This is a genomic window from Candidatus Tectomicrobia bacterium (assembly GCA_016192135.1).
Classification (GTDB): Bacteria; UBA8248; UBA8248; order UBA8248; family UBA8248; genus 2-12-FULL-69-37.
On sequence record JACPUR010000017.1, the window covers coordinates 75739 to 98128 of the forward strand.

Here is a 22390-nt window from a genome sequence, read left to right on the forward strand (position 1 = left end):
ATGGCCGAGTCTCCGGAGCGGATCGGGCTGATCGCCGGCTCGGGAGCCCTGGCCGGGGAGTTCCTCTCCTCCGCCCGGGGGCGCGGCTGCGAGGTGGCCGTGGCGGCGCTCTCCGAGTCTGTGCGCCGGGAGCTCGAGCCGGGGGCGAGCGCCATCGCGCACCTTCCCCCCAGCCAGCCCAAGAAGATCATCCGCTTCTTCCACTCCGCGGGCGTCGAGCGCGTCGCCTTCGCCGGCAAGGTCGAGAAGCGCCTCCTCTTCCAGACCCTTCGCTTCGACCTCGACGCCCTGCGCTTCATCCAGCGCGCCCGGAACCTGGCCGACGTCACCATCATGGACGAGGTCGTCCGCTACGCCGAGGAGAACGGCCTGCGGGTGCTTCCCCAGACCGAGTACCTGGGCCACCTCCTCGCTCCCGAGGGCCCGATCGGGCGCCGCAGGCTGAAGGAGGCCCAGCGGAAGGACGCGGCTTACGCCATCCGCATGGCCCGCGAGATCGCCCGCCTCGACATCGGGCAGACGGTGGTGGTGCGCAAGGGGGCGGTGGTGGCGGTCGAGGCCGTCGAGGGGACGGATGAGGCCATCCGCCGGGGCTGCCGCCTCGCCGGGAAGGGCGCCCTGGTGTGCAAGGCGGCCCGCCCGAAGCAGGACCTCCGCTACGACATCCCCGTGGTGGGGCCGGGGACGCTTGACGCCGTCCGCGAGGGCGGGGCCTCCGCCCTCCTGGTGGAGGCGGGGCGCACCTTCCTGCTCGAGCGGGAGCGCCTCGCGCGGGAGGCCGACGCCGCGGGGGTGGCCCTCGCCGGCTGGTCCGGCGAAGGCGAGCCATGAGCGGCGGGGCCTCCCCGATCTGGCTCGTGGCGGGGGAGCCCTCGGGGGACGCGCATGCGGGCCGGCTCCTGGCCGCCATGAGGGCGAAGCGGCCGGATCTCCGCGCCGCCGGGGTGGGCGGGGACGCGATGCGGGGGGCCGGCTGCGAGATCCTCCACGGCATCGGCTCCCTCGCCGTCACGGGCTTCCTGGACGTCCCGCGCATCATCCCGAGGCTGCGGCGCCTGAAGCGGGACCTGATCGAGCGCGCCCGGAGCGAGCGCCCCCGGGCCGTCGTCCTCGTCGACTATCCTGGCTTCAACCTGAACCTCGCCAAGGCCCTGCGGAGGCTTCCCGGGCGGCCCCGCCTCGTCTACTTCATCCCGCCCCAGGTGTGGGCGTGGTGGGCCGGGCGCGCGGGCGTCATCGCCCGGACCTTCGACCTCATCCTGACCATCTACCCCTTCGAGCCCGCCTGCTTCCGCCGCGAGGGCGGGAGGGCGGAGTTCATCGGCAACCCGGTCGCGCACGCCCTGCGGGGGGCGCCCGATCGCGGGGCGGCGCGGCGGGCGCTCGAAATCCCGCCGGATGCCCGCGTGGCGGCCTTCCTGCCGGGCAGCCGGGGCAAGGAGGTGGACCGCCACCTCGCCCCCATGGCGGGGGCGGCGCGGCTCCTCCGGGAGAGATGGCCCGACGCCGTCTTCCTCGTCTCCGAGGCGGAGGCCCTCCGGCCGGGGGCGGTTTCGGAGCGGGTGCGGGACGAGGGAGTGTCGCTCCGGGTGGTCCGGGGGCGGATGGCCGAGGTGGTGCGGGCGGCGGACGCCGCCGTGGTGGCGAGCGGCACGGCCTCTCTCGAGACGGGGCTCCTCGGGACGCCCATGGCGGTGGTCTATGCGTCCGATCCCTTCACCTATCTCATGGGCAAGTATTTCCTGATCCGGGTGGACTACCTGAGCCTGGTGAACCTCCTCGCGGGACGGGAGATCGCGCCCGAGCTCTACCAGCGGGAGGTCCGCCCTGCGCCTATCGCGGAGGTTCTGGGCCGGCTGCTCGAGGACCCCGCGGCGCGGGAGCACCAGCGCGAGGCGCTGGCGGCCATCCGGCGCGCGCTGGAGGGGCCGGACCCCTACGAGCGGGCGGCGGGGCGCATCCTGGAGTTGCTGGAGGAGGCGCCGTGACCGCCGCGGGAAAGGCCGGGGACCCCCGGTTCGACGCGCGGGGCTGCAACCCGAACGCCCCTCTTCTCATTCGCCTGGCCGCCTCCTCCCTGGCGGGCTACCTCCGCTTCGTCTCCGCCACCGCGCGGGTGGAGATCCTCGAGCCCGGCTTCCACGCCGGGGTCCTGGCCTCTCCCGGGGGCGCCTACATCGGCGTCTTCTGGCACCGCAATCTCTCCCTGCCGTATATGTTCTATCGGGAGAGCGTGCCCCGCGCCTGCCTCGTGAGCCGGAGCCGGGACGGCGAGCTGCTGGCCCGCATCGTCGTCAGCCTGAACAGCCGCGCCGTCCGGGGTTCCTCCAGCGGCGCCGGCGGGCGGAGCAAGGGGGGCGCCGCGGCCCTTCTCGGGTTGAAGCGGGCCATCGAGGAGGGCTTTCACCTCGTCATCACTCCGGACGGCCCCAAGGGCCCTCCCGAGCGCCTGAAGCCGGGGGCAATCCTCCTCGCCGCCATGACGGGGCTCCCCGTCGTCCCCCTCGGCCTGGCGGCCTCCTGGTACTTCCGCCTCCCCACCTGGGACGGGACGATCGTCCCGCTGCCCTTCAGCCGCTTTGTGCTGAGCTACGGGGAGCCCCTCCGGGTCACGGACCATGGGGACGCGGCCATCGAGGCGGGCCGGGCCGAGCTCGAGCGCCGCCTTTGGGAGGCGGAGGCGCGCGCCTGGGCCCGCCTGAACCGGACGGGCCCCCGGTGAAGCCCGCCGCCCACGCCCTCTACACCGCCGCGCTCTATCTGTTCTCGCCGGCGCTGGCTGTCTACTACGCCTTCAAGGTGCGCAAGCGCCGCATGGGCTTCGCGGGAATGGCGGAGCGCTTCGGGGGTGCGCCCGCGCTGCCCCCGGCGGGCGGGGAAAGCCGTCTCTGGCTCCACGCCGTCTCGCTCGGGGAGATGGGCGTCGCGGCCATCCTCGTGCGGGCGCTGAAGGAGAAGCGCCCCGGCCTGCGGATCGTCCTCTCCACGGTGACGGAGACGGGGCGGGAGGCGGCCTTCCGCATCCCGGGCGTGGAGGCCGCCTTCTATCTCCCGTTCGACTTCCCCTTCGCCGTGCGGCGGGCGCTGGGGCGGGTCCGGCCCGATGGCCTCGCCCTCATCGAGACCGAGCTCTGGCCGAACCTCATCCGGCTGGCCGGGGAGGGGGGTATCCCCGTGGCGGTGGTGAACGGGCGGCTCTCGGAGCGGTCCTTCCGCGGGCACCGCCGCTTCGCCGCCCTCGCGGGCTCCCCCGCCGAGGAGTTGAGCGGGGTGGCGGCCCGGGAGGAGCGGGACGCCCGGCGCTTCGAGGCGCTGGGCGCGCGGCGGGTGCTCGTCACCGGGAACCTCAAGTACGACGCGCCTCTTCCGGCCGGGAGCGGGGCGGGCGCCCGCTCCCACGGCTTCGAGGCGGGGGACGCGGTCATCGTCGCGGGGAGCACCCACCCGGGCGAGGAGGCAGCCGTGGCCAAGGCGGTGCGCGTGCTCCGGAGCCGCCACCCGAGCCTGGGCCTGCTGCTCGCCCCGCGCCGCCTCCAGCGGGCGGACGAGGCCGAGGCCGCCCTGCGGGCCGAGGGGCTGACCCCCGTCCGCTGGAGCGCCTGGTCGAAGGAGGGGAGGCCCGCCCCGGACCGGGTGGTTCTGCTGGATGTGATGGGAAAGCTGGCCGGGGCCTACGAGGGCGCCGCGCTGGCCTTCATCGGAGGGAGCCTCATCCCGCACGGCGGGCAGAATCCCATCGAGGCGGCGCGGTGGGGGGTGCCGGCGGTCTTCGGTCCGCACATGCAGAACTTCGCCGAGGTGGCCGAGGCCCTGGTCCGGCAGGGCGGGGCAATCCAGGTGGAAGGCCCTTTCGCACTGGAGATGGCCTTCGAGACGTGGCTGTCGGACCCCGCAGCGCGCGCCCGGGCGGGCGGGGCCGCGCGGGACGTGGTGGAGGCGAACCAGGGGGCGGCGGCGCGGACGGCGGACTTCCTCCTCGGGTTGCTGGAGAAGCCCCGGTGACGCGCGATCCGCTGGTCATGGCCCTGGAAGGGGAGCCGGACGCCCCGGCCTGGGCCCGGGCCTTCGCCTGGTGGCTCGCGCCCGCGGGAATCCTCTACCGGGGCGGGATGGCCCTGCGCCGCCGCCTCTACGAGCGCGGCGCCCTGGCCTCGCGGAGCGTTCCCGCGCCCGTCCTCTCGGTCGGCAACCTCACCCTGGGGGGGACGGGGAAGACCCCCGCCGTGGCCTGGCTGATCGGCCGCCTCCTGGAGGCGGGCCTGCGGCCCGCCGTGATGAGCCGGGGATACCGGGGCGGCGCGGCGGAGGTGAAGGTCGTGGGGGACGGGAGGGGGAATTTCCTTCCTTCTCCTCCGGCCGGGGACGAGGCCGCCATGCTGGCGCGGCGCTTCCCCTCGGTCCCCGTCCTGACGGGGGCCGTCCGGGCCGACGCCGCGGAGCGAGCGGTGAGGGAGTTCGGGGCGGAGGCAATCGTCCTCGACGACGGTTTTCAGCACCTGGCGCTCCGGAGGGTGTGGGACCTCGTGCTGGTGAGGGGGGAGCGGCCCTGGGGGAACGGGCGGGTTTTTCCGGCCGGCGCCCTGCGCGAGCCGCGCTCGGCCCTGCGCCGGGCGGGGGCCGTCCTCGTCATGGGCCGGCAGGGCCCGGGAACGGGGGCGGAGATCGCCTCCCTCGCGCCGGGGGTGCCGGCCTTCACGGGGCGCCTGGCGCCCGAGGCGCTCCTCGACGGGGAGGGCCGGCCCGCGGAGGGGCTGGAGTCGCTTCGGGGCAGGCGAATCGTGGCGGTCAGCGGCATCGCCCGGTCGGAGGGATTCGCGGCGATGCTGGCGGGGCTAGGGGCCGAGATCACCGAGCACCACGCCTATCCCGACCATACCGCCTACGGTCCCCTCGACGCGGCGCGCCTGGAGGAGAGCCTCCGGCGGACGGGAGCGGACCTCCTCCTCACGACGGAGAAGGACGCCGTGAAGCTCGCCCCGCTCCTGGCGGGCGGGCCGCTGCGGGCGTTGCGAATCGGCCTGGAGGTGGAGGAGGGGGAAACCCTCGCGCGCCTCGCGCGGGAGGCGGCGGGGCGCCTCAGCTCCTGAGATTGCTCAGCAGGAAGGCGCCCCCGGCGAGGAAGAGGGCGTTCGGCCCCCAGGCGGCCGCCAGGGGCGGGAGCCGCCCGGCGTGGCCCAGCGAGATCCCGACGTAGAAGATCACCAGGTAGCCCGCCCCGATCAGCACCGCAATCGCCACCCCCAGCGCCAGCCCCGAGCTCCGGCTCGACCGCAGCGAGAAGGGGACCCCCACCAGCGCCAGCACGAAGCTCACGAAGGGCAGCGAGAGCTTCGCCCACATGTCCACGACGTAGCGGGTGACGTCCACGCCGCTCCGCTGGAGGGTGCGGATGTAGCGGCGGAGCTCGCGCCAGCTCATCTCGGACGGGTTCTTGCCGGTCTTCTTGAAGTCCTCGGGCCTGTCGTGGAGCGGGAAGTGGGCCACGGCGAAGCGCTCGTGGCCGATCTCGCCGTCGCCGCCGAAGCGGTACACCGCGCCGTTGCGGAACCGCCACCGGTTCTGCCCGGCGTCCCACTCGACCCGCTCGGCGTCCACCCGCTGGGTGACCCGGTCATCCGGGCCGAGGCGGAAGAGCGTCACCTTCGTCATGGCATCCTTGGCGGGGTCGAAATAGGCGATGTTCCAGAAGGTGTTGTCCCCGGAGCGGTACCAGAGCTTGTCCTTGTGGGTGAAGTTTTCCACCGGCTGCTTTTTGATGTGGACCCGCCAGATGTAATAGCCGTAGCGGTTGGCGGCGGGGACGACGCTCTCGTGGAGGAAGAACGCCAGGAGGCTGATCGCGAAGCTGGCGGCGAGGAGGGGGGCGGCCACCTGATAGATGCTGGCCCCGCAGGCGCGCATGGCCACCACCTCGTTCCCCCGGGTGAGGAGGATGAGGCTGAGAATGGAAGCGAGGAGCACAGTGACCGGGATGGAGAGGAACACCATCTGGGGGATCTTCAGGGCGAAGTAGAGGGCGCCGTCCGTGAGGGCGGCGTTCCGCTCGATGAGGTTGTCCACGTTCTCGATGAAGTCGGCGATGAGGAAGATGATGATAGCCCCCGCCTGGCAAAGCCCGGCCATCCGGAGGAACTGCAGCAGGACGTAGCGTCGGAGGATGTTCACGCCGCGGCCCCCGGCTGGAGCCAGCGGGGCAGGCGGATCCTCTCCAGGGCGCGGTCGGCGAGGCCGAAGAGGTCCATCGCCCCGCGCCGGACCACGCGACGGGCGGCCCAGAGCGCCAGGCCCGCCAGGATCGCGTTGGGGCCCCAGACCGCCACGGCGGGGGGCAGGACGCCGCTCTCGCCCATGCCGTCGGAGAACGTGGAGAGGAGGTAATACATCAGGAGCACGGCCAGGCTCAGGGCGAAACCGCCGTGGCGGCCGCTCCGCCGGTTCTGCACCCCCAGGGGCGCTCCCAGGAAGGCCAGGATGAGGCAGACGAGCGGGGTGGCGAACTTCTTGTGCAGCTCGACCAGCACGGCGTTGTGCTTGACCGAGCCCGGCTCCAGCTCGCCGAGCTGCCTCCGCAGCTCGGCGATCGGCTGGGCGCGCAGGCCGGTCCGGAAGGCGCGCGTCTCCTGGAGGGTCTGCGTCAGGTCCATGTTGATGTCGTAGGAGGAGAAACGGAGGATCTGATAGGGGTTGTCCAGGTCCGGGACGGCGGAGGCCTGGGCGGGCGGGGCGGGAGGCGCCTTCCGGGCCAGGGCCTGGGAGGCATTCCCTCCGGCCCCGGCATTTTTCTTGGCCGGGTCCGAATCGAATTTGTGGAGCGTCCCCTGGGTGAGGTGGAGGATGAGCCGCCGGCTCACGGAGTCGTTCACCAGGTAGCCTTCCTCCGCGAAGATGACTTGGGTGTTCTCGGGCTCGCGCGAATCCGAGATAAGGATGCCGCGCATCTTCCGGTCCCGGTCGATCCTGCGGACGTAGAGGACGATGCCGTCGAAGGCGTCGTTGAAGACCTGCTCGCGGATCTCGAGCGCGGCGGCCCGCGTCTGGAAGATCTCGGATGTAATGGTTTCGGTCGCCTGCTGGCTCCAGGGGAGGCCGAAGGTCATCAAGGCGGCGCTGGAAGCCGCGGCGATGAGGCCCAGGAGGCCCGCCGGGACGAGCTGGGAGTAGAGGCTCATCCCCGTCGCGGTCATGGCGATGGACTCGTTGTCGCTCGAAAGGCGGCTGAAGGCCAGGATGCAGGCGATGAGGGCCGCCGCCGGCAGGGCGGCCAGCAGAAGGACGGGCATCAGGGTGAGCAGGAGCCGTATGACCATGCCCAGGGGCACGCCCTTGCCCACCACGAGGTCCGTGAGCTGAAACATCCGGTTCAGGAGCAGAACGAAGGTAAGGAGAAACAGGCAGAGGAGAAAATAGGTGAGGATCTCGCCGAAGATGTAGCGGTGAAGTCTCTTCAAGCCATACCCCATTCTAATGGTCCGCGCCGCGCCGCCCCATACCCTATACGAGCCGCCGCTGGGATGCAAAACGAATCCCCGTAAGCCTCTGATTGACTGCGTCCCGGGCGGTTGATAGCGTGGCCCGTCCGCATGATGGGGGCGGCGCGGGTTTCTTTGTGGTTTTGTGCCGCTCCGCCAGGAGAAGCCGATGGCTCCCGCCGCGGGGGAGATGAAGGGCCGCCACGCCGTCTTGGCCCCCAGCTGGATTGGGGATACGGCCATGGCCGCCCCTTTCTTCGCCTCCCTGCGGGCGGCTTTTCCCGGCGCCCGGGTCGAGGCGGTGTGCAGCCCCTGGACGGCGGGCCTCCTCGAGGCCTTCCCCTGGGTGGACGGCGTCCACCGCCTGGGCGGCGCCCAGGGCCGCTGGGCGGGCGCCTGGGCCCTCCGGCGGCGCCTGGAGGGAGCTGGGGCGGTGTGGCTCCTCCCGAACAGCCTCCGCTCGGCCCTCCTGGCGCGCTGGATCGGCGGCGGGCGGCGGGTGGGCTACGCCACCGAGGGGCGCGGCTGGCTCCTGACCGATCCGCTGGCGCCCCCGCCCGAGTCCCCGCCCCCCCATCTGGTGGATTATTATCTGGGGATACTGGAGGGGGCGGGAATCCGCCCCTCGGTGCGCCAAGCCCGGCTCGGGGTGCGGGCCGAGGACGCGCGCGCGGCGGAGCGGCTCCTGGCCGAGGCGGGGGTGGGGGAAGCCCGGCCCCTGGTGGGGCTCCATCCCGGCGCCTTCTTCGGGGAGTCCAAGACCTGGCCCCCCGAGAATTTCGGCGCCCTGGCCCGGCGGCTGGCGAAGGAGGCGGGCGCGCGGGTGGTGGTCCTGGGGGGAGCGGGCGAGGCGGAGGCGGCCGCCAGGCTGTGCCGGGAGGCGGGAGACGCGGCCGTGAACCTCGCCGGGCGCGACCGCCTCAGAATCCTCCCCGCCCTGCTGGAGCGGCTCGACGCCTTCGTGTCGGGCGACACGGGGCCGCTGCACGTGGCGGCCCTCGTGGGGACGCCTTCGGCGGCGCTCTTCGGCCCGACCGATCCCCGGCGCACGGCCCCCCGCGGAGCGAACCATCGCGTGATCCGGCGGGAGATCGAGTGCAGCCCCTGCTTCGAGCGGACCTGCCCGCTGGGGCACCACCGCTGCATGCGGGAGATCGCGCCCGAGCGGGTGGCGGCGGAGGTCATGGCCCTGCTGGCGGCGGGGCGGGAGGCGGGGCTCCCGGCGCGGGGAGAGGAGAGCGGGTGAGCGGCCGGCCGGCGGTCTTCTTCGATCGGGACGGGACATTGAACGTCGACGTGGGCTACGTGACCCACCTCGACGACTTCAAGCTCCTGCCGCGCGCGGCGGCGGCGGTGCGCATGGTGAACGAGGCGGGGTGGCTGGCCATTCTCGCCACCAACCAGGCGGGCGCGGCCCGGAAGTATTTCCCCGAATGGATGATCGGGAAGGTGCATGAGAAGCTCGCGCGGGAGCTGGCCAGCCGCGGGGCGCGGCTGGACGCGCTCCACTACTGCCCGCACCTCCCGGACGCCGAGGAGGCCGCCTTCCGGGCCGAGTGCCGGATGCGGAAGCCCCTCCCGGGGATGCTGCTCAAGGCGGCCGAGGACCTGGACGTGGACCTGGCGCGATCGTTCATGCTGGGGGACAAGTACTCCGACCTCGAGGCGGGCTGGGCGGCCGGCTGCCGCTCCGTTCTGCTCCTGACGGGCTACGGCCGGGGGGAGCGCGAGCTCCGGGGGAAGAGCTGGCCCCGCCCGCCCGACCTCGTCGCCGAGGACGCCTACCACGCGGTGGAGATGATCCTGGAGAACGCCGGGTGCGGGAAGGCGGGGAAGGAGCGCGCATGAGCGGACGTCTGGCGGGCTACCTCAAGCGCTTTCCCTCGCTCCGGGTGGCGGTGGTGGGGGACTACATCGCGGACGAGTTCATCTACGGGAACACCTCCCGCATCAGCCGCGAGGCTCCGGTGCTCGTCCTGGACTTCCAGCGGCGCGAGATCATCCCCGGCGGGGGCGGGAACGCGGCCATGAACGCCGCCGCGCTCGGGGGCAAGGTGACGGCGGTCGGGGCCCTGGGGGACGGCGGCGCGGGCCGCGGCCTCTGCGAGGCGTTCAAGCGCCGCCGGATCGGGACCGATCTTCTCTTCGCCGATCCCCTGCGCGTGACGCCGACCAAAATGCGCATCCTGGCCGGGGGGCGCAACACCGCGCGCCAGCAGGTCATCCGCGTGGACCACGAGAAGCGCCTCCCGCTCGATCCCGGCACGGAGGCCAAGGTCGCCGCCGCCATCGCCAGGCTCGCGGAGGGCGGGGCGGACGCCATCATCGTCTCGGACTACGGCCTGGGGGTGGTGACCCCCGCCGTCCGGGAGGCGGCCCAGGAGGCGGCCCGGCGGATCGTCGTGACGGTGGACAGCCGCTACGCCGGGGACAGCTTCCGGGGGGTCACGGCGATCACCCCCAACGAGGAGGAGGTCGAAACCCTGCTGGGCTACTGGCCCGAGGGCGAGAAGCTGGACGCGGCGGGGGCGGCGCTGCTCGAGCGCACGGGGGCGCGCGGGGTGCTCATCACCCGGGGCTCCCAGGGCATGAGCCTCTTCGAGCGCGGGGCGCCCCGCCGGGACATCCCCATCTACGGGACGGACGAGGTGGCCGACGTGACCGGGGCGGGGGACACCGTCATCGCGGCCTTCACCCTTTCCCTCGCGGCGGGGGCCTCGATGGCGGAGGCGGCCGAGATCGCCAACCGCGCCGCCGGCCTGGTGGTGATGAAGATGGGGACGGCCGTGGTGGAGGCGGAGGAGCTGGCGGGGGCCCTGGAGGACGCGCCGTGAGGGGCGCCCAGGACTCCTGCGCGGGGAAGCTCCGGACGCTTGAGGCGCTCCGGGCGGAGACGGAGCGGCTGAAGGCGGAGGGCAAGCGGGTCGTCTTCGCGAACGGCTGCTTCGACATCCTCCACGTGGGGCACGTGCGCTACCTACGGGAGGCCCGGGCGCTCGGGGACGCGCTGGTGGTGGCCGTGAACAGCGACGCCTCGGCCCGCAGGCTCAAGGGGGAGGGCAGGCCCTTCACGCCGGAGGCCGATCGGCTGGAGCTGCTCGCCTGCCTGGAGCCGGTGGACTATCTCCTGCTCTTCGACGAGACGGACGTCTCGCGCCTCCTTCTCGCCCTCAAGCCCCACGTCCACGCCAAGGGAACCGACTACACCGCCGAGACCGTGCCCGAGCGGGAGACGGTGCGGAGCTACGGGGGGGAGGTGGCCATCTGCGGGGACCCCATGGACCGTTCCTCGACCGGCATCGCCGCGCGCCTGGGGGGACGCCCCCTCCGATGAGCCGCCGCGTCCTGATCATCCGGCTCGGGGCGGTGGGCGACGTGGTGCACGCCCTGCCCCTGGCCTCCGCCATCCGTGACGCCTGGCCGGACGCGCGCATCGCCTGGGCGGCCGAGCCCAGCCCGAGCCGCCTCCTCCAGGGCAACCCCGACCTGGACGAGGTGCTGACCGTGGACACCCGGGCCTGGCGGCGCAAGCTGCCGGCCGGGGGCTTCGCGGTCATGCGCCGGGATCTCGGGGCGATCCGGCGGCTTGAGGCCGACGTGGCCATCGACGCCCAAGGGCTGCTCAAGAGCGGCTTCCTGGCCTGGGCGTCGGGCGCGGGCACGCGGGTGGGCTTCGAGCACCGCGCCTGCCGCGAGGGAATGAACGTCCTCTTCACCAACCGCCAGGCGCTCCTTCCGACCCATCCCCATCACGTCGTGGAGAAGAACCTCCGCCTGCTCGAGCCGCTGGGCATCCCGATACCGCCGCCCGAGGCGCGCCGCTTCCCGCTTCACGAGCGGCCGGAGGAGAGGGAAACGGCCGAGGCCTTCCTGCGCCGGGAGGGGCTCCTCGGCCGGCGCCCTCTCCTCGTCATGCACCCGGGCGCCGGCTGGCCGACCAAGCGCTGGGCGCCGGAGCGCTTCGCCGCGCTGGGGGACGCCTGGCGGGAAGAAAGCGGCGGGGGCGTGCTCCTCACCTGGGGCCCCAGCGAGGAAGCGAGCGTGCGCGAGGTGGCCTCCGCCATGCGGACGGGGGCCGCCGTCGCGCCCGAAACCGGCATCCGCGAGATGACCGCCCTCATCCGGCGGGGGGACTGCTTCGCGGGGGGCGACACGGGCCCCACCCACCTGGCCGCCGCCCTGGGGCTTCCGTGCCTGGCCGTCATGGGGCCGACCGATCCGGTGCGCAACGGCCCCTGGGGGCCCGGCCACAAGGTCCTCCATCGCCGCCTGGCCTGCAGCGACTGCTACGGGCGCTCCTGCCCGGACATCGAGTGCCTGGACCGGATCGGGGCGGAGGAGGCCGCGCGGGGGCTTCTTGCGCTTTGGAAAACCCATGAAAAATACCGCTAAATGTGCCAGAATAAGGATGCGTGGCCGCATAAGTAGTTGAAAGATAAGATGTTGATTGGTTTCCCTTCCGGCCGGGACGCCGGGAGCCGCCATTTTGGACGCGAATATCCGAGGAGAGAGCAAAGATGGCGATCGACAAGGAGCTTTTGGAGATCCTCGCTTGCCCGGTGAGCAAGAAGCCGCTGGAGTTGAGCGCGGACGAGAACTTCCTGATCTGCCGGGAGTCGAAGCTCGTCTACCGGATCGAGGACGGCATTCCCGTCATGCTCGTGGACGAGGCCATTCCGCTCGACGAGTGGGAAAAGTCGCAGTCAAAGGGCTGATGGCCGTGTCCGGGGTGGCGGAGCGCCCCGTGGGCGCGGAGGCGGGCGCGGGGGCGGCTCCCGGCCGGGCGGCCCTGAGCGTGGCCATCGTCACGCGAGACGAGGCCGCCCGCGTCATTCCCTGCCTCGAGAGCGCCGCCTGGGCCGACGAGATCGTGGTGGTGGACAGCGGCAGCTCGGACGGCACCCAGGAGCTCTGCCGTGCGCGCGGCGCCGTGGTCCTCGAGCGCCCCTGGGGAGGCTACGCCGCCCAGAAGAACCTCGCCCTGGGAGAAGCGCGCCATCCCTGGGTTCTCAGCCTCGACGCTGACGAGCGGGTGACGGAGGAGCTCAAGGCGCAGATCCTCCAAGTCCTCGCCGCGGACGGCCCCTGCGACGGCTACCGCATGCCCCGTAAAAACATCTTCTTCGGCAAGTGGCTCCGCCGCGGCGACTTCTGGCCCGACCACCAGATCCGCCTCTTCCGGAAGGCCCGGGGCCGGTTCAGCGATAAGGCCGTCCATGAGTCGGTGGAGGTGGAGGGCCGGGTGGGGGAGCTGACCGCCCCCCTCGAGCACCGGAGCTACGAGCGGCTGGAGGAGTACTTCGCCCGCCAGGTCCGGTACGCGGCGCTGGCGGCGGAAGAACGGTCCGGGCAGGCCGGGGCCGTCCGCCTTCGCGACCTCCTCCTCCGCCCCGCGGGGCGGTTCGCGAAGGGCTATGTGCTAAAGGGCGGCTGGCGGGACGGGATCGAGGGTTTCATCGCCGCGGCCGGGGGGGCCTTCTATGTCTTCATGCGGACCGCCTTCCTGTGGGAGAGGCGCCGGGGGACGCGTGGCTAGGATGCTGCGGGTGATCCATACCGAGGCCTCCCCCGGCTGGGGCGGCCAGGAGAAGCGGATCCTGCTGGAGGCCGTCTCCCTCCGGGAGCGGGGCCACCGCGTCCTCCTGATCGGCCAGCCCGGGAGCCTTCTCCGGCGGGAGGCGGAGCGGGCCGGGGTGCCCTTCCGCCCCGTGCGGATGCGCTTCGTCTCCGACCCGGCCGCGCTCTGGGGCTTCCTGCGCGCCTTCCGCGAGGAGCGGCCCGACATCGTCCACACCCACAGCAGCAAGGACAGCTGGCTGGCGGGGCTGGCGGGAAGACTCCTGGGCCTCACCGTCGTCCGCACCCGCCACGTCTCCATCCCCGTGAGCGGGCACAGGCTCAACCTCGCCTACCGGCTCCCCCACCTCGTGATGACCACGGCGGAGCGCATCCGGGGGATGCTGGTGGAGGGGGGGTTCTGCGACGGGGCGCGCGTGAAGGTGCTGCCCACGGGCGTGGACCTCGCGCGCTTCCGCGAGGGCATCCCGCCCAAGCTCTTCCGGGAGGAGATGGGCCTGGCGGAGGGCGTCCCGGCCGTGGGCATCGTGGCCCAGCTCCGCAAGAGCAAGGGGCACGAGCACTTCCTCGAGGCGGCCCGCCTCCTGCGGCAGCAGGGCGCCGCCGCCCGCTTCTTCGTGGTGGGGGACGGCCACTGGCGCGACATCTTCTGCGAGGAGGCCCGCCGCCTCGGGGTGCTGGACGGGACGGTTTCTTTCCTCGGCTACCGGGAGGACATCCCCGAGGTGATGGCCGGGCTCGACCTGCTCGTCATCGCCTCGACGCGCACCGAGGGCATCCCCCAGGTGGCGCTCCAGGCCATGGCGATGGGGCTCCCCGTCGTGGGGACGGACGTCGGCGGGGTGCCCGAGGTGCTCCTGCCCTCGGGGGCGGGGGTGGTGGTGCCGGTGGGGAATCCCCCGGCCCTCGCCGCCGCCGTGCGGGAGTTGCTCGAAGATCCGGCGCGGCGCGCCCGGATGGGTGAAGCCGGCCGGGTCTTCGCGCGGGAGCGGCATTCCCTCGAGCGGATGCTGGAGGAGACGGTCCACGCCTACGAGGAGGTGCTCGCCGCGTGCGCCCGCTGAGCGTGGTCCATGTGATCAGCAGCCCCTGGTGGACGGGGGCGGCCGAGCCGGCCCTCTTCCTCGCGGCGGACCTCGCCGCCCGGGGCCACCGCGTGCGCTTCCTCTGCGGCCCGGGCGAGGCGCTGGAGGCCCGGGCGGAGCGCCTGGGGTTCCCCCAGGCGCCCGACCTCGATCCCACCCGGAGCCTGAACCCCTGGCGCGTCGGCCGGTTCGTCCGGCGGCTGGCGGGGATGCTGGAGGAGGCGGAGACCGACATCCTCCACGCCCATCTCTCCGCCGACCATTGGCTCTCGCTCCCGGCTCTCCGGCTGTGCCGGCGCCCGGTGCGCCTCGTCCGCACCGTCCATCATCCCCGGGCGGTGAAAGGCAATCCCTTCACCCGCTTTCTCCTGAATGGCGCCGCCGCGGTCATCGCCCCGAATAGCCACATCGCGCGCGTCCTGGCGGACCGCGCCGCCCTCCCGCCGGAGCGCCTCCACGTGGTCCCCGGGGCGGTGGACCTCGGCCGCTTCGCCCCGCCCCCGGCGGAGGCGCGGGAGAAGGGGCGGGCCATCCTGGGCCAGGCGCCGGGGACGCCCCTCGTCGGCATCGTGTCGCGTCTGGCCCCGGACCGGGGGCACTTCCTCCTCTTCGACGCCTTCCGGCAAGTGGCGCGCGAGGTCCCCGGCGCGCGCCTCGCGGTGGTGGGGAAGGGGGAGTTCCTGCCGCGCCTGAGGAGCCGGGTGCGGGACTTGGGGCTGGAGGACTGGGTCGATTTCCCCGGCTACCACGAGGAGGACCTCCCCGAGGTCCTCGCCGCGCTGGACCTCTTCGCCTTGATGGCGCCGGGCTCGGAGGGGAGCTGCCGGGCGGTGCTCGAGGCGATGGCGGTGGGCTTGCCCTGCGTGGTGACCGACCGGAACGGCCTGGCCGACACCGTGGAGGACGGCGTCACCGCCCGGGTGGTGCCGGACGGGGACGCCTCGCGGCTGGCGGCCGCCCTGCGGGAGCTGCTCGCGGACGAGGGGCTCCGGCGCGCCTACGGGCGAGCCGGGCGGCGGCGGGTGGAGGCGCACTTCACGCGCGAGCGCCGGGCCGAACGGGTGGAGGAGATATACCTGAAGCTCCTCGATCCCTCTCTCGCGATCTCTTACGCCGGAGAACGCTCGTGAGCGGGAGCCGGGTCCAGACCCAAGCCGAGACCTATCTCCGCCTCCTCGGCTACTTGCGGCCCTACTGGGGCCGGTTCGGGCTGGCCGTGCTCTGCACCTTCGTCGTGGGCAGCCTGGGGGCCGCCCCCGCCCTCCTGGTGAAGTACGCGGTGGACGACGTGCTCATCGCGCGCGACATGGGGATGGCCTTTCTCATCTCGGCCGCGGTGGTGGCCGTCTTCGGCATCCGCGCGGTGGTGGCCTATGGCCAGTCCTATTTCATGTACTGGGTGGGCCAGCGCGTGGTGATGGACCTGCGCAACGAGCTCCACCGGCATCTCGTCCGCCTGCCCATGCGCTTCTTCGAGGGGAAGACCACCGGCGAGCTGATGGCGAAGAGCCTCTACGACATCTCGCTGATGCAGAAGGCGGCCACGAGCTCCATCCGGGACCTGGGCCGGGACTTCTTCACCTTCATCGCCCTCTTGTGCGTGGCCGTCTACCAGAACCCCAAGATGACCCTTATTTTTCTCGCGGTGTTCCCGCCGGTGGGCTTCCTCATCGCGCGGATGGGTGAGAAGGTGCGCCGCATCACCCGCCGCTCCCAGGAGCGCATCGGCATCCTGAGCGCCCTCATGAAGGAAACCTACGCGGGGATCCGGGTGGTCAAGGCCTTCGGGGCGGAGGGCTACGAGGGAGAGCGCTTCGCCCGGGCCAACCTCTCCTTCTTCCGGCAGGTCATGGGAGCCATGCGCGTCCGGGCGCTGGCGCCCTCCCTCGTCGAGGGGATCGGGGGCGTCCTGGCGGGCGTCATCCTATGGCTCGGGGCGCTCATGGTGATGCGCGGGGAGGTCACCGCCGGCGAGCTGTCGAGCTTCCTCGTGGCCATCGGCATGGTGTACAGCCCGCTCAAGTCCCTCACCCGGGTCTACCACACCCTCATGGAGGGGCTGGCGGGGAGCCAGGCGGTCTTCGAGCTGATCGACGCCCAGGGGCCGGAGGAGACGAACCCGGACGGGCGCAAGATGGGCCGCCTCTCCCAGGGCATCCGCTTCGAAGGGGTGAGCTTCGCCTACGAGACGGCGCCCGTCCTGCGGGACATCCGCCTCGACATCCCGGCCGGGAAGGTCCTGGCCGTGGTGGGTCTGAGCGGGGCGGGCAAGACCACCCTGCTCGACCTCATCCCGCGCTTCTACGTCCCCGCGTCGGGACGGATCCTGTACGACGGCGCGGACGGAGCGGAGCTCGACCTCCAGAGCCTGCGCGCCCAGATCGCCGTGGTGGGCCAGCACGTCACCCTCTTCAACGACACGGTCTCGGCGAACATCGCCTATGCCGTCGAGGGACCGGTGGACCCGAAGGCCGTCGAGGCCGCGGCCCGCGCGGCCAACGCCCACGGGTTCATCTCCGCCCTGCCGCAGGGCTACGGCACCGTCCTGGGAGAGGAGGGAGTGCGCCTCTCGGGCGGGGAGCGCCAGCGCATCGCCATCGCCCGCGCCATCCTGCGCGACCCCTCCATCCTGCTGCTGGACGAGGCCACCAGCTCCCTCGACTCCGAGAGCGAGAAGATCATCCAGGAGGCCCTGGAGCGCCTGACGAGGGGACGCACCACCGTGGTCGTCGCCCACAGGCTCTCGACCGTCCGGGCGGCGGACGCCATCGCCGTCCTGGACGACGGCCAACTCGTGGATTTCGGCACGCACGAAATGCTCATGGCGCGGGGCGGGCTCTACCGGAAGCTCCATGAGATGCAGTTCGCCCCGGGCGCGCCGGAGGACCTCCGCCCCGAGGAGCCGCTCCCCCTGCTCCGCGGGCCGGGCGGAGCGGCATGAGGCAGGAGGCACTCCGGGACGCCCCGCCCGCGCGGGGGGACGAGGCCCGGCCCCTCTCCATCCTGCAGATCATGACCTGCCGGGGATGGAGCTCGGACGCCTGGGCAGCCACCTCGCTCACCATCGGCCTTCAGGAGATCGGCCACCGCGTCATGCTCCTCTGCCGCGGCGTGGAGCGCGGCCGGGCCCTGGCCGCGCGCGCCCGGGGAGAGGGGGTGCGGGAGGTGGGCTTCATCGAGGCGAGCAACAACTTCCGCCTGGACAGCTACCTGCGCGACCTGGCCCTGCTCAGGCGGCTGGCCCGCGAGCACGGGGTGGACGCGGTCCATGTCCACCGGGGGGTGGAGCACTGGCTGGCGGCGGCGGCCTGGCCGGGGCGGAGCGGGCCCGTCCTCGTCCGCAGCCGCCACATCATGCGGCCGGTGCGGGGGCATCTCTTCAACCGGTGGCTCTACGCGCGGGGAACGGACCGCGTGGTGGCCGTCTCGGAGCGCATCCGGCGGGGGTACGTGGACGGTGCGGGATTCTCTCCCGCGCGCTTCCGCACCGTGATGGGGGGCGGAGACGCCTCGGCCTTCGATCCGGAGGCCAGGGGGGAGCGCTTCCGGCAGGCGTGGGGCATTCCGCCTGGGGCCTGGGTGGTGGGCGCGGCGGGGAGCGTGCGGCTCTGGCTGAAGGGCCAGGATGTGCTCCTGCGTGCGGCGGCCCGCATGGACGGGGATGACCCCCCCTGGGTGGTGGTCGTGGGCCAGGGGGAGGACCTGGGGGCCCTCAAGGGGCTGGCGGAGGAGCTCGGCATCGCCGGGCGGACGGTCTTCCCCGGCTTCCTCGACTCGATGAGGGAGGCGTTCGCGGCCTGCGACGCGCTGGCCTTCCCGTCGCGCAGATCCGAGGGGACGAGCCGGGTGCTCTTCGATTATCTTTCCGCGGGGCGGCCGGTCGCGGCCAGCCGCGTGGGGTGCGTGGAGGAGATCGTGAGGGAAGGGAAGGAGGGCCTGCTCGTCCCCCCCGGGGACGAGGCGGCGCTGGCCGGGGCGCTCGATCGGCTCAGGCGCGACCCCGGGGCCGCGCGCGCGATGGGGGCCTCGGGGCGCCGGCGGGCCGAGGAGGAGTTCGACCGCCGGGTGGTGGCCCGCCGTATTGTGGATATCTACCGGGAGGCGCTGCGCGAGCGCCGGGGGGCGTCCGCGTGACGGACTTCATCCTCGGCATCAACGACTCCCACCTGGCCACGGCCTGCCTCCTCCGGGACGGCGAGGTGGCCGCCTGCATGAGCGAGGAGCGCTTCACCCGCCGGAAGAACGAGGGGGCGTATCCCCGCCGCGCCGTCGAGGGCGTCCTGGCCCAGGCCGGGCTGAGGGGGGAGGACCTCTCCGCCGTCGCCCTCGCCGGGCACGAGGCGATGGGTGCGGAATGGTTCGACCTCGTGACGCGCGACGACGGCTACATCGACGAGTACCTGGGCATCAAGAAGATGAGCGCCCTGCGCCGGAAGGTGCGGCGGGTGGGGAAGAAGCTCAACCTGGCCTCCGACTCCCCGGGGAAGACCCTCATCTCGAACAGCCAGCGCTTCCAGCAGATCGTGGACCACCTGGGCGTCTCGAAGTCCAAGATCCACATCGTCGAGCACCACATGGCCCACGCGGCGGCCGCCTTCTACGGCTCGCCCTTCGCCGGCGGGAGGCCCCGCCGGGCGGCGGTTCTCACCAACGACGCCTCGGGCGACGGGGTCTGCGCCACCTGGAACACCGCCGGGCCCGAGGGCATCCGGCGCCTCTCCGCCTCCCCCAGCTCGGCCGGATCGCTCGGGAGCTTCTACAGCCTGATCACGCTCTTCCTGGGGATGCGCCAGCTCGAGCACGAGTACAAGGTGATGGGGCTGGCGCCCTACGCCCCGGACTACGGCAAGAAGAAGTCCTACGAAGTGATGTCCAAGATGATCGAATTCGACCCCTCCGACCCGCCCCGCTTCCGCTGGAAGGTGCGGCGGGAGCGCTTCCGCTTCCTGATGGAGAACCTCGCCCGGCACCGCTTCGATTGGGTGGCGGCGGCGGGCCAGGACCTCCTGGAGGAGATGCTCGTCGAGTGGACGCGCGCGGGCGTCGCGGCGGCGGGGGAGGGCCGGGTGGCGCTGAGCGGCGGCGTCTTCATGAACGTGAAGGCCAACCAGCGCATCGCGGCGCTCGAGGAGATACGGGAGCTGTTCGTCCTGCCGAGCTGCGGGGACGAGTCGAACGCCATCGGCGCGGCCTATTGGCTCCACGCCCAGAACCCGAAGGCCTCCCGGCGCTGCCAGCCGCTGGGCCCGCTCTACCTGGGCCGGGATATCCTCGAGAACGAGGCATGCGAGGCCATCGAGAGCATCGGGGTGGCTAGGAGGCACGTGGTACGCCGCTTCGAGGACATCGAGGGCGAGGTGGCCCGGCTCCTCTCCAATGGGGAGGTGGTGGCCCGGGTGAAGGGGCGCGAGGAGTTCGGCGCGCGGGCGCTCGGCAACCGCTCCATCCTGGCCAACCCGAGCGACATCCGCGTGGTGGCCCGCATCAACAAGATGATCAAGAGCCGGGACTTCTGGATGCCCTTCGCGCCCACCATCCTGGCCGAGCGGGCGGGGGATTACATTGTCAACCCCAAGGGCCTGTGCTCGCCCTACATGATGCTGACCTTCGACAGCACCCCGCGCGGGCGGGAGGACCTCATGGCCGCCTGCCACGCCTACGACGGCACCCTGAGGCCCCAGATCCTGGAGGCCTCTTGCAACCCCGACTACCACCGCCTCATCTCCCAGTTCGAGCGGCTGACGGGGATTGGGGGCGTCCTCAATACCTCCTACAACCTCCACGGCGAGCCCATCGTATCGAGCCCGGAGGACGCCATCCGCACCTTCGAGACCTCGGGCCTCTCCCACCTCGCCCTCGGCCAGCACCTCATCTCCAAGCGGACGGCCGATCACTTCTAGCCGCCCGCCCGGAGGAGCCGCCGTGAAGATCGCCCTCGTCCGCTCCGCCGTCCACCGCCACGGCGGAGTGGAGCGCTACGTGTGGCTCCTCGCGCGGGAGCTGGCGGGGCGCGGCCACGAGGTGCACCTCATCGCGCGGCGGTGCCCCGAGCTGCCCCATCCCTCGGTGCGCTTTCACCCAGTCCAGGTCCGGGGAATCTTCTCGTTCCAGAAGGTGCTGAGCTTCGCCCGGGGCGCGCAGGCGGCCCTGGCGCGAGAGGCCTTCGACGTCGTCCACTCCTGCGACCGCATCTTCTCCTGCGACATCTACCGGGCGGGGGAGGGGGTCCACCGCGAGTGGCTGGAGGTCTCGGCCCGCCACCTGCCCCCCTGGAAGCGCCTGCCCAGGCGCCTCGACCCCCTGCACGCCGTCCTCTGCCGGATCGAGCGGCGCCTCATGGCGGAGGGCGGGGCCCGGCGCGTGACGGCCATCAGCAAGCGGGGGGCGGAAGAGATCCGGCGCCACTTCGGCCTGAAGGACGTGCCCGTCATCTACAACGGGGTGGATCCCGAAGAGTTCGCGCCGCCCCGCGCAGGGGAGCGCGAGGCCATCCGCCGCCGCATCGGGGTTCCCGGGGGCGCCTGGGCCGTGCTCTACGTGGGGAGCGGCTTCTTCCGCAAGGGGCTGCGCCATCTCATCGCCGGCTTCGCGCGCGTGGAGGAGAAGGACTCCCTCCTCCTCGTCTCCGGGCGCGGCACGATCGGCCCTTACCGCCGCCTGGCGGAGCGGCTCGGCGCGGCGGAGCGCGTGCGCTTCCTGGGGATGGAGGTGCCGGCGCCCCAGCTCTACCGGGCGGCGGACGCCTTCGTCTTTCCCACTCTCTACGAGCCCTTCGGGAACGTCTGCCTCGAGGCCCTGGCCTGCGGGCTTCCCTGCGTCCTCTCCTCGATGAGCGGGGGGGCCGAGATCGTGACGGACGGGGTGGACGGGCTGGCGCTGAGGGAGCCTACGGACCCGGAGGAGATCGCCCGCCTCATCCGCCGCACCCGCGAGCCCGGCTTGGCGGGGGCCATGGGCCGGGCGGCGCGCGCGCTGGCGCTGCGCTTCTCCGTCGGGGCGAACGCGGACGCGACCGAGGCGCTCTACCGGGAGGTCGCCGCCGGGAAGGCCGCCCCCCGCGCGGAGGCCCGGTGAGGCTCTTGGTCGGCGCTCCGGCCTATCCGCCCGGGGTGGGAGGGGTCCAGACGCTCTCGGCGCGGCTGGCGGGCGCCCTGGCCGGGAGGGGGCACGAGGTGAGCGTCCTCGCCCGGGGGAGAGAGCCCGATCCCCACATCGATGCCGAGACCGCCCCCGCCCGTGTCCGCCGCGTCGGCTGGAAGCCGCTGCTCTGGCCCGCCTTCGTGGGCCGGGCGCTGGCGGAGCGGCCCGACGCGATGCTCCTCACCCACCGGGCGGACTTCCTCCGGCCCGCCCTCCTGCTCCGCCGGCTGGCGGGCCTGCCCCTGGCCGTGGTGGTCCACGGCAACGAGGTGTACGGTTCCCCCCGCCGCGAAGCCCTCGTGGCCGCTCTCGGGGAGGCCGATGCGATCATCGCGGTGAGCCGCTACGCGCGTGAGCGGCTGGTCGCGATGGGCCTGCCCGAAGGGAAGACCCACGCCATCCCGAACGGGGTGCACGTGGAGGGCTTCGACCCGCCCGGGGCGGGGGAGACCGTCCGCGAGCGGCTGGGCCTGGAGGGGAGGCGGGTGATCCTCTCGGTGGGCCGTCTGGCGCGGGTCAAGGGCTTCGACGGCGTGATCCGGGCGCTCCCCCGGGTGGCGGATCGCTTTCCGGATGTCGTTTATCTCGTGGCGGGGAGGGGCCCGGAGGAGGGAGCCCTGCGCCGCCTGGCGCGGGATCTAGGCGTGGCGGAGCGGGTGAGGTTCCTGGGGGAGATCTCCTCCGGCGAGTTGGGGCGGGGAGAGCACGCTTACTATCAGGCCTGCGACCTCTTCGCGATGCCGGGGCGAGAGGACCGGGCGGAGGGCGCGGTCGAGGCGTTCGGAATCGCCTACCTCGAGGCCGGGGCTTGCGCGAAGCCCGTCATCGGGGGCCTGGCCGGTGGGGCGCGGGAGGCCGTGGCCGAGGGCGAATCGGGCCTCCTGGCCGACCCGGACCGGCCCGAGGCGGTGGCGGAGGCGGTCCTTCGCTTGCTGGCCTCGCCGGAGCTCGCGCGGCGTCTGGGGGAGAACGGCCGGCGGCGGGCCGAGGCGAGGACGTGGAGCCGGGTGGCCGGGGAGTACGAGGCTGTCCTGCAGGGGATCGCGCTCCGGCGGGAGCCTGTCGCCCGTCCGCGCTAGCTGGTATAAGGGCCGCGTGATGACACGGACCGCGCACGGG

General features: G+C 72.9%; 20 protein-coding genes. 18 read left to right on the forward strand and 2 right to left on the reverse strand.

The genetic code is table 11. The features are described 5' to 3' along the window. Genes lpxI through lpxK form a run of 5 tightly spaced genes read left to right on the forward strand, consistent with a single transcriptional unit; the run spans position 1 to position 5087 of the window. Positions 1-831 carry a UDP-2,3-diacylglucosamine diphosphatase LpxI gene (lpxI, locus tag HYZ11_06810; protein MBI3127297.1) on the forward strand — a complete coding sequence of 277 codons (831 nt, stop codon included), beginning with the start codon at positions 1-3 and terminating at the stop codon, positions 829-831. Next, positions 828-1988, forward strand: a complete 1161-nt coding sequence (lpxB, locus tag HYZ11_06815; protein ID MBI3127298.1) for a lipid-A-disaccharide synthase — start codon at positions 828-830, stop codon at positions 1986-1988. The genes lpxI and lpxB overlap by 4 nt, the downstream gene beginning before the upstream one ends. Beyond that, the gene (locus HYZ11_06820; GenBank protein MBI3127299.1) at positions 1985-2722 is read left to right on the forward strand and encodes a lysophospholipid acyltransferase family protein; all 738 of its coding nucleotides are present in this window, start codon (positions 1985-1987) and stop codon (positions 2720-2722) included. Before lpxB ends, HYZ11_06820 begins: the two co-directional genes overlap by 4 nt. After that, on the forward strand, positions 2719-4002 hold the full coding sequence (locus HYZ11_06825) for a 3-deoxy-D-manno-octulosonic acid transferase (protein MBI3127300.1): 1284 nt from the start codon (positions 2719-2721) through the stop codon (positions 4000-4002). Before HYZ11_06820 ends, HYZ11_06825 begins: the two co-directional genes overlap by 4 nt. Beyond that, complete coding sequence (gene lpxK, locus HYZ11_06830; GenBank protein ID MBI3127301.1) at positions 3999-5087, forward strand: tetraacyldisaccharide 4'-kinase; 1089 nt, start codon at positions 3999-4001, stop codon at positions 5085-5087. Before HYZ11_06825 ends, lpxK begins: the two co-directional genes overlap by 4 nt. Here lpxK and lptG read toward each other — a convergent pair. Together lptG and HYZ11_06840 are read right to left on the reverse strand one after the other, a co-directional pair. Continuing rightward, positions 5077-6165, reverse strand: a complete 1089-nt coding sequence (lptG, locus tag HYZ11_06835) for an LPS export ABC transporter permease LptG (protein MBI3127302.1) — start codon at positions 6163-6165, stop codon at positions 5077-5079. The two genes, lpxK and lptG, sit on opposite strands and share 11 nt — an antisense overlap. Then, the gene (locus tag HYZ11_06840; protein ID MBI3127303.1) at positions 6162-7448 is read right to left on the reverse strand and encodes an LptF/LptG family permease; all 1287 of its coding nucleotides are present in this window, start codon (positions 7446-7448) and stop codon (positions 6162-6164) included. Before HYZ11_06840 ends, lptG begins: the two co-directional genes overlap by 4 nt. Before the next feature lie 135 nt (positions 7449-7583). Here HYZ11_06840 and HYZ11_06845 point away from each other — a divergent pair, with 135 nt between their 5' ends. The 13 genes from HYZ11_06845 to HYZ11_06905 all read left to right on the forward strand — a co-directional run bounded on the left by HYZ11_06845 (position 7584) and on the right by HYZ11_06905 (position 22350). Then, complete coding sequence (locus HYZ11_06845) at positions 7584-9317, forward strand: HAD family hydrolase (GenBank protein ID MBI3127304.1); 1734 nt, start codon at positions 7584-7586, stop codon at positions 9315-9317. Further along, positions 9314-10303 (forward strand): bifunctional hydroxymethylpyrimidine kinase/phosphomethylpyrimidine kinase, encoded by a 990-nt coding sequence (locus tag HYZ11_06850; protein MBI3127305.1) that lies wholly within the window; start codon positions 9314-9316, stop codon positions 10301-10303. Before HYZ11_06845 ends, HYZ11_06850 begins: the two co-directional genes overlap by 4 nt. Then, complete coding sequence (locus HYZ11_06855) at positions 10300-10803, forward strand: adenylyltransferase/cytidyltransferase family protein (GenBank protein MBI3127306.1); 504 nt, start codon at positions 10300-10302, stop codon at positions 10801-10803. Before HYZ11_06850 ends, HYZ11_06855 begins: the two co-directional genes overlap by 4 nt. Then, complete coding sequence (locus HYZ11_06860) at positions 10800-11861, forward strand: glycosyltransferase family 9 protein (GenBank protein MBI3127307.1); 1062 nt, start codon at positions 10800-10802, stop codon at positions 11859-11861. Before HYZ11_06855 ends, HYZ11_06860 begins: the two co-directional genes overlap by 4 nt. Positions 11862-11986: 125 nt before the next feature. Then, entirely contained in the window at positions 11987-12184 is a 198-nt protein-coding gene (locus HYZ11_06865) for a Trm112 family protein (GenBank protein ID MBI3127308.1), read from the forward strand. After that, the gene (locus HYZ11_06870; protein MBI3127309.1) at positions 12184-13005 is read left to right on the forward strand and encodes a glycosyltransferase family 2 protein; all 822 of its coding nucleotides are present in this window, start codon (positions 12184-12186) and stop codon (positions 13003-13005) included. The genes HYZ11_06865 and HYZ11_06870 overlap by 1 nt, the downstream gene beginning before the upstream one ends. Next, positions 12998-14110, forward strand: a complete 1113-nt coding sequence (locus HYZ11_06875; GenBank protein ID MBI3127310.1) for a glycosyltransferase — start codon at positions 12998-13000, stop codon at positions 14108-14110. Before HYZ11_06870 ends, HYZ11_06875 begins: the two co-directional genes overlap by 8 nt. Then, positions 14098-15261: a glycosyltransferase family 4 protein gene (locus HYZ11_06880; GenBank protein ID MBI3127311.1), complete on the forward strand. Its 1164-nt coding sequence runs from the start codon at positions 14098-14100 to the stop codon at positions 15259-15261. The genes HYZ11_06875 and HYZ11_06880 overlap by 13 nt, the downstream gene beginning before the upstream one ends. Further along, positions 15258-17072 carry an ATP-binding cassette domain-containing protein gene (locus HYZ11_06885; protein MBI3127312.1) on the forward strand — a complete coding sequence of 605 codons (1815 nt, stop codon included), beginning with the start codon at positions 15258-15260 and terminating at the stop codon, positions 17070-17072. The genes HYZ11_06880 and HYZ11_06885 overlap by 4 nt, the downstream gene beginning before the upstream one ends. Further along, complete coding sequence (locus HYZ11_06890; protein MBI3127313.1) at positions 17069-18265, forward strand: glycosyltransferase family 4 protein; 1197 nt, start codon at positions 17069-17071, stop codon at positions 18263-18265. The genes HYZ11_06885 and HYZ11_06890 overlap by 4 nt, the downstream gene beginning before the upstream one ends. Further along, a complete protein-coding gene (locus tag HYZ11_06895; protein ID MBI3127314.1) occupies positions 18262-20031 on the forward strand; it encodes a hypothetical protein in 1770 nt (589 codons plus the stop codon). The genes HYZ11_06890 and HYZ11_06895 overlap by 4 nt, the downstream gene beginning before the upstream one ends. Positions 20032-20053: 22 nt before the next feature. Then, complete coding sequence (locus tag HYZ11_06900) at positions 20054-21205, forward strand: glycosyltransferase family 4 protein (GenBank protein ID MBI3127315.1); 1152 nt, start codon at positions 20054-20056, stop codon at positions 21203-21205. Beyond that, entirely contained in the window at positions 21202-22350 is a 1149-nt protein-coding gene (locus HYZ11_06905) for a glycosyltransferase family 4 protein (protein MBI3127316.1), read from the forward strand. Before HYZ11_06900 ends, HYZ11_06905 begins: the two co-directional genes overlap by 4 nt. Positions 22351-22390 lie beyond the last annotated feature (40 nt).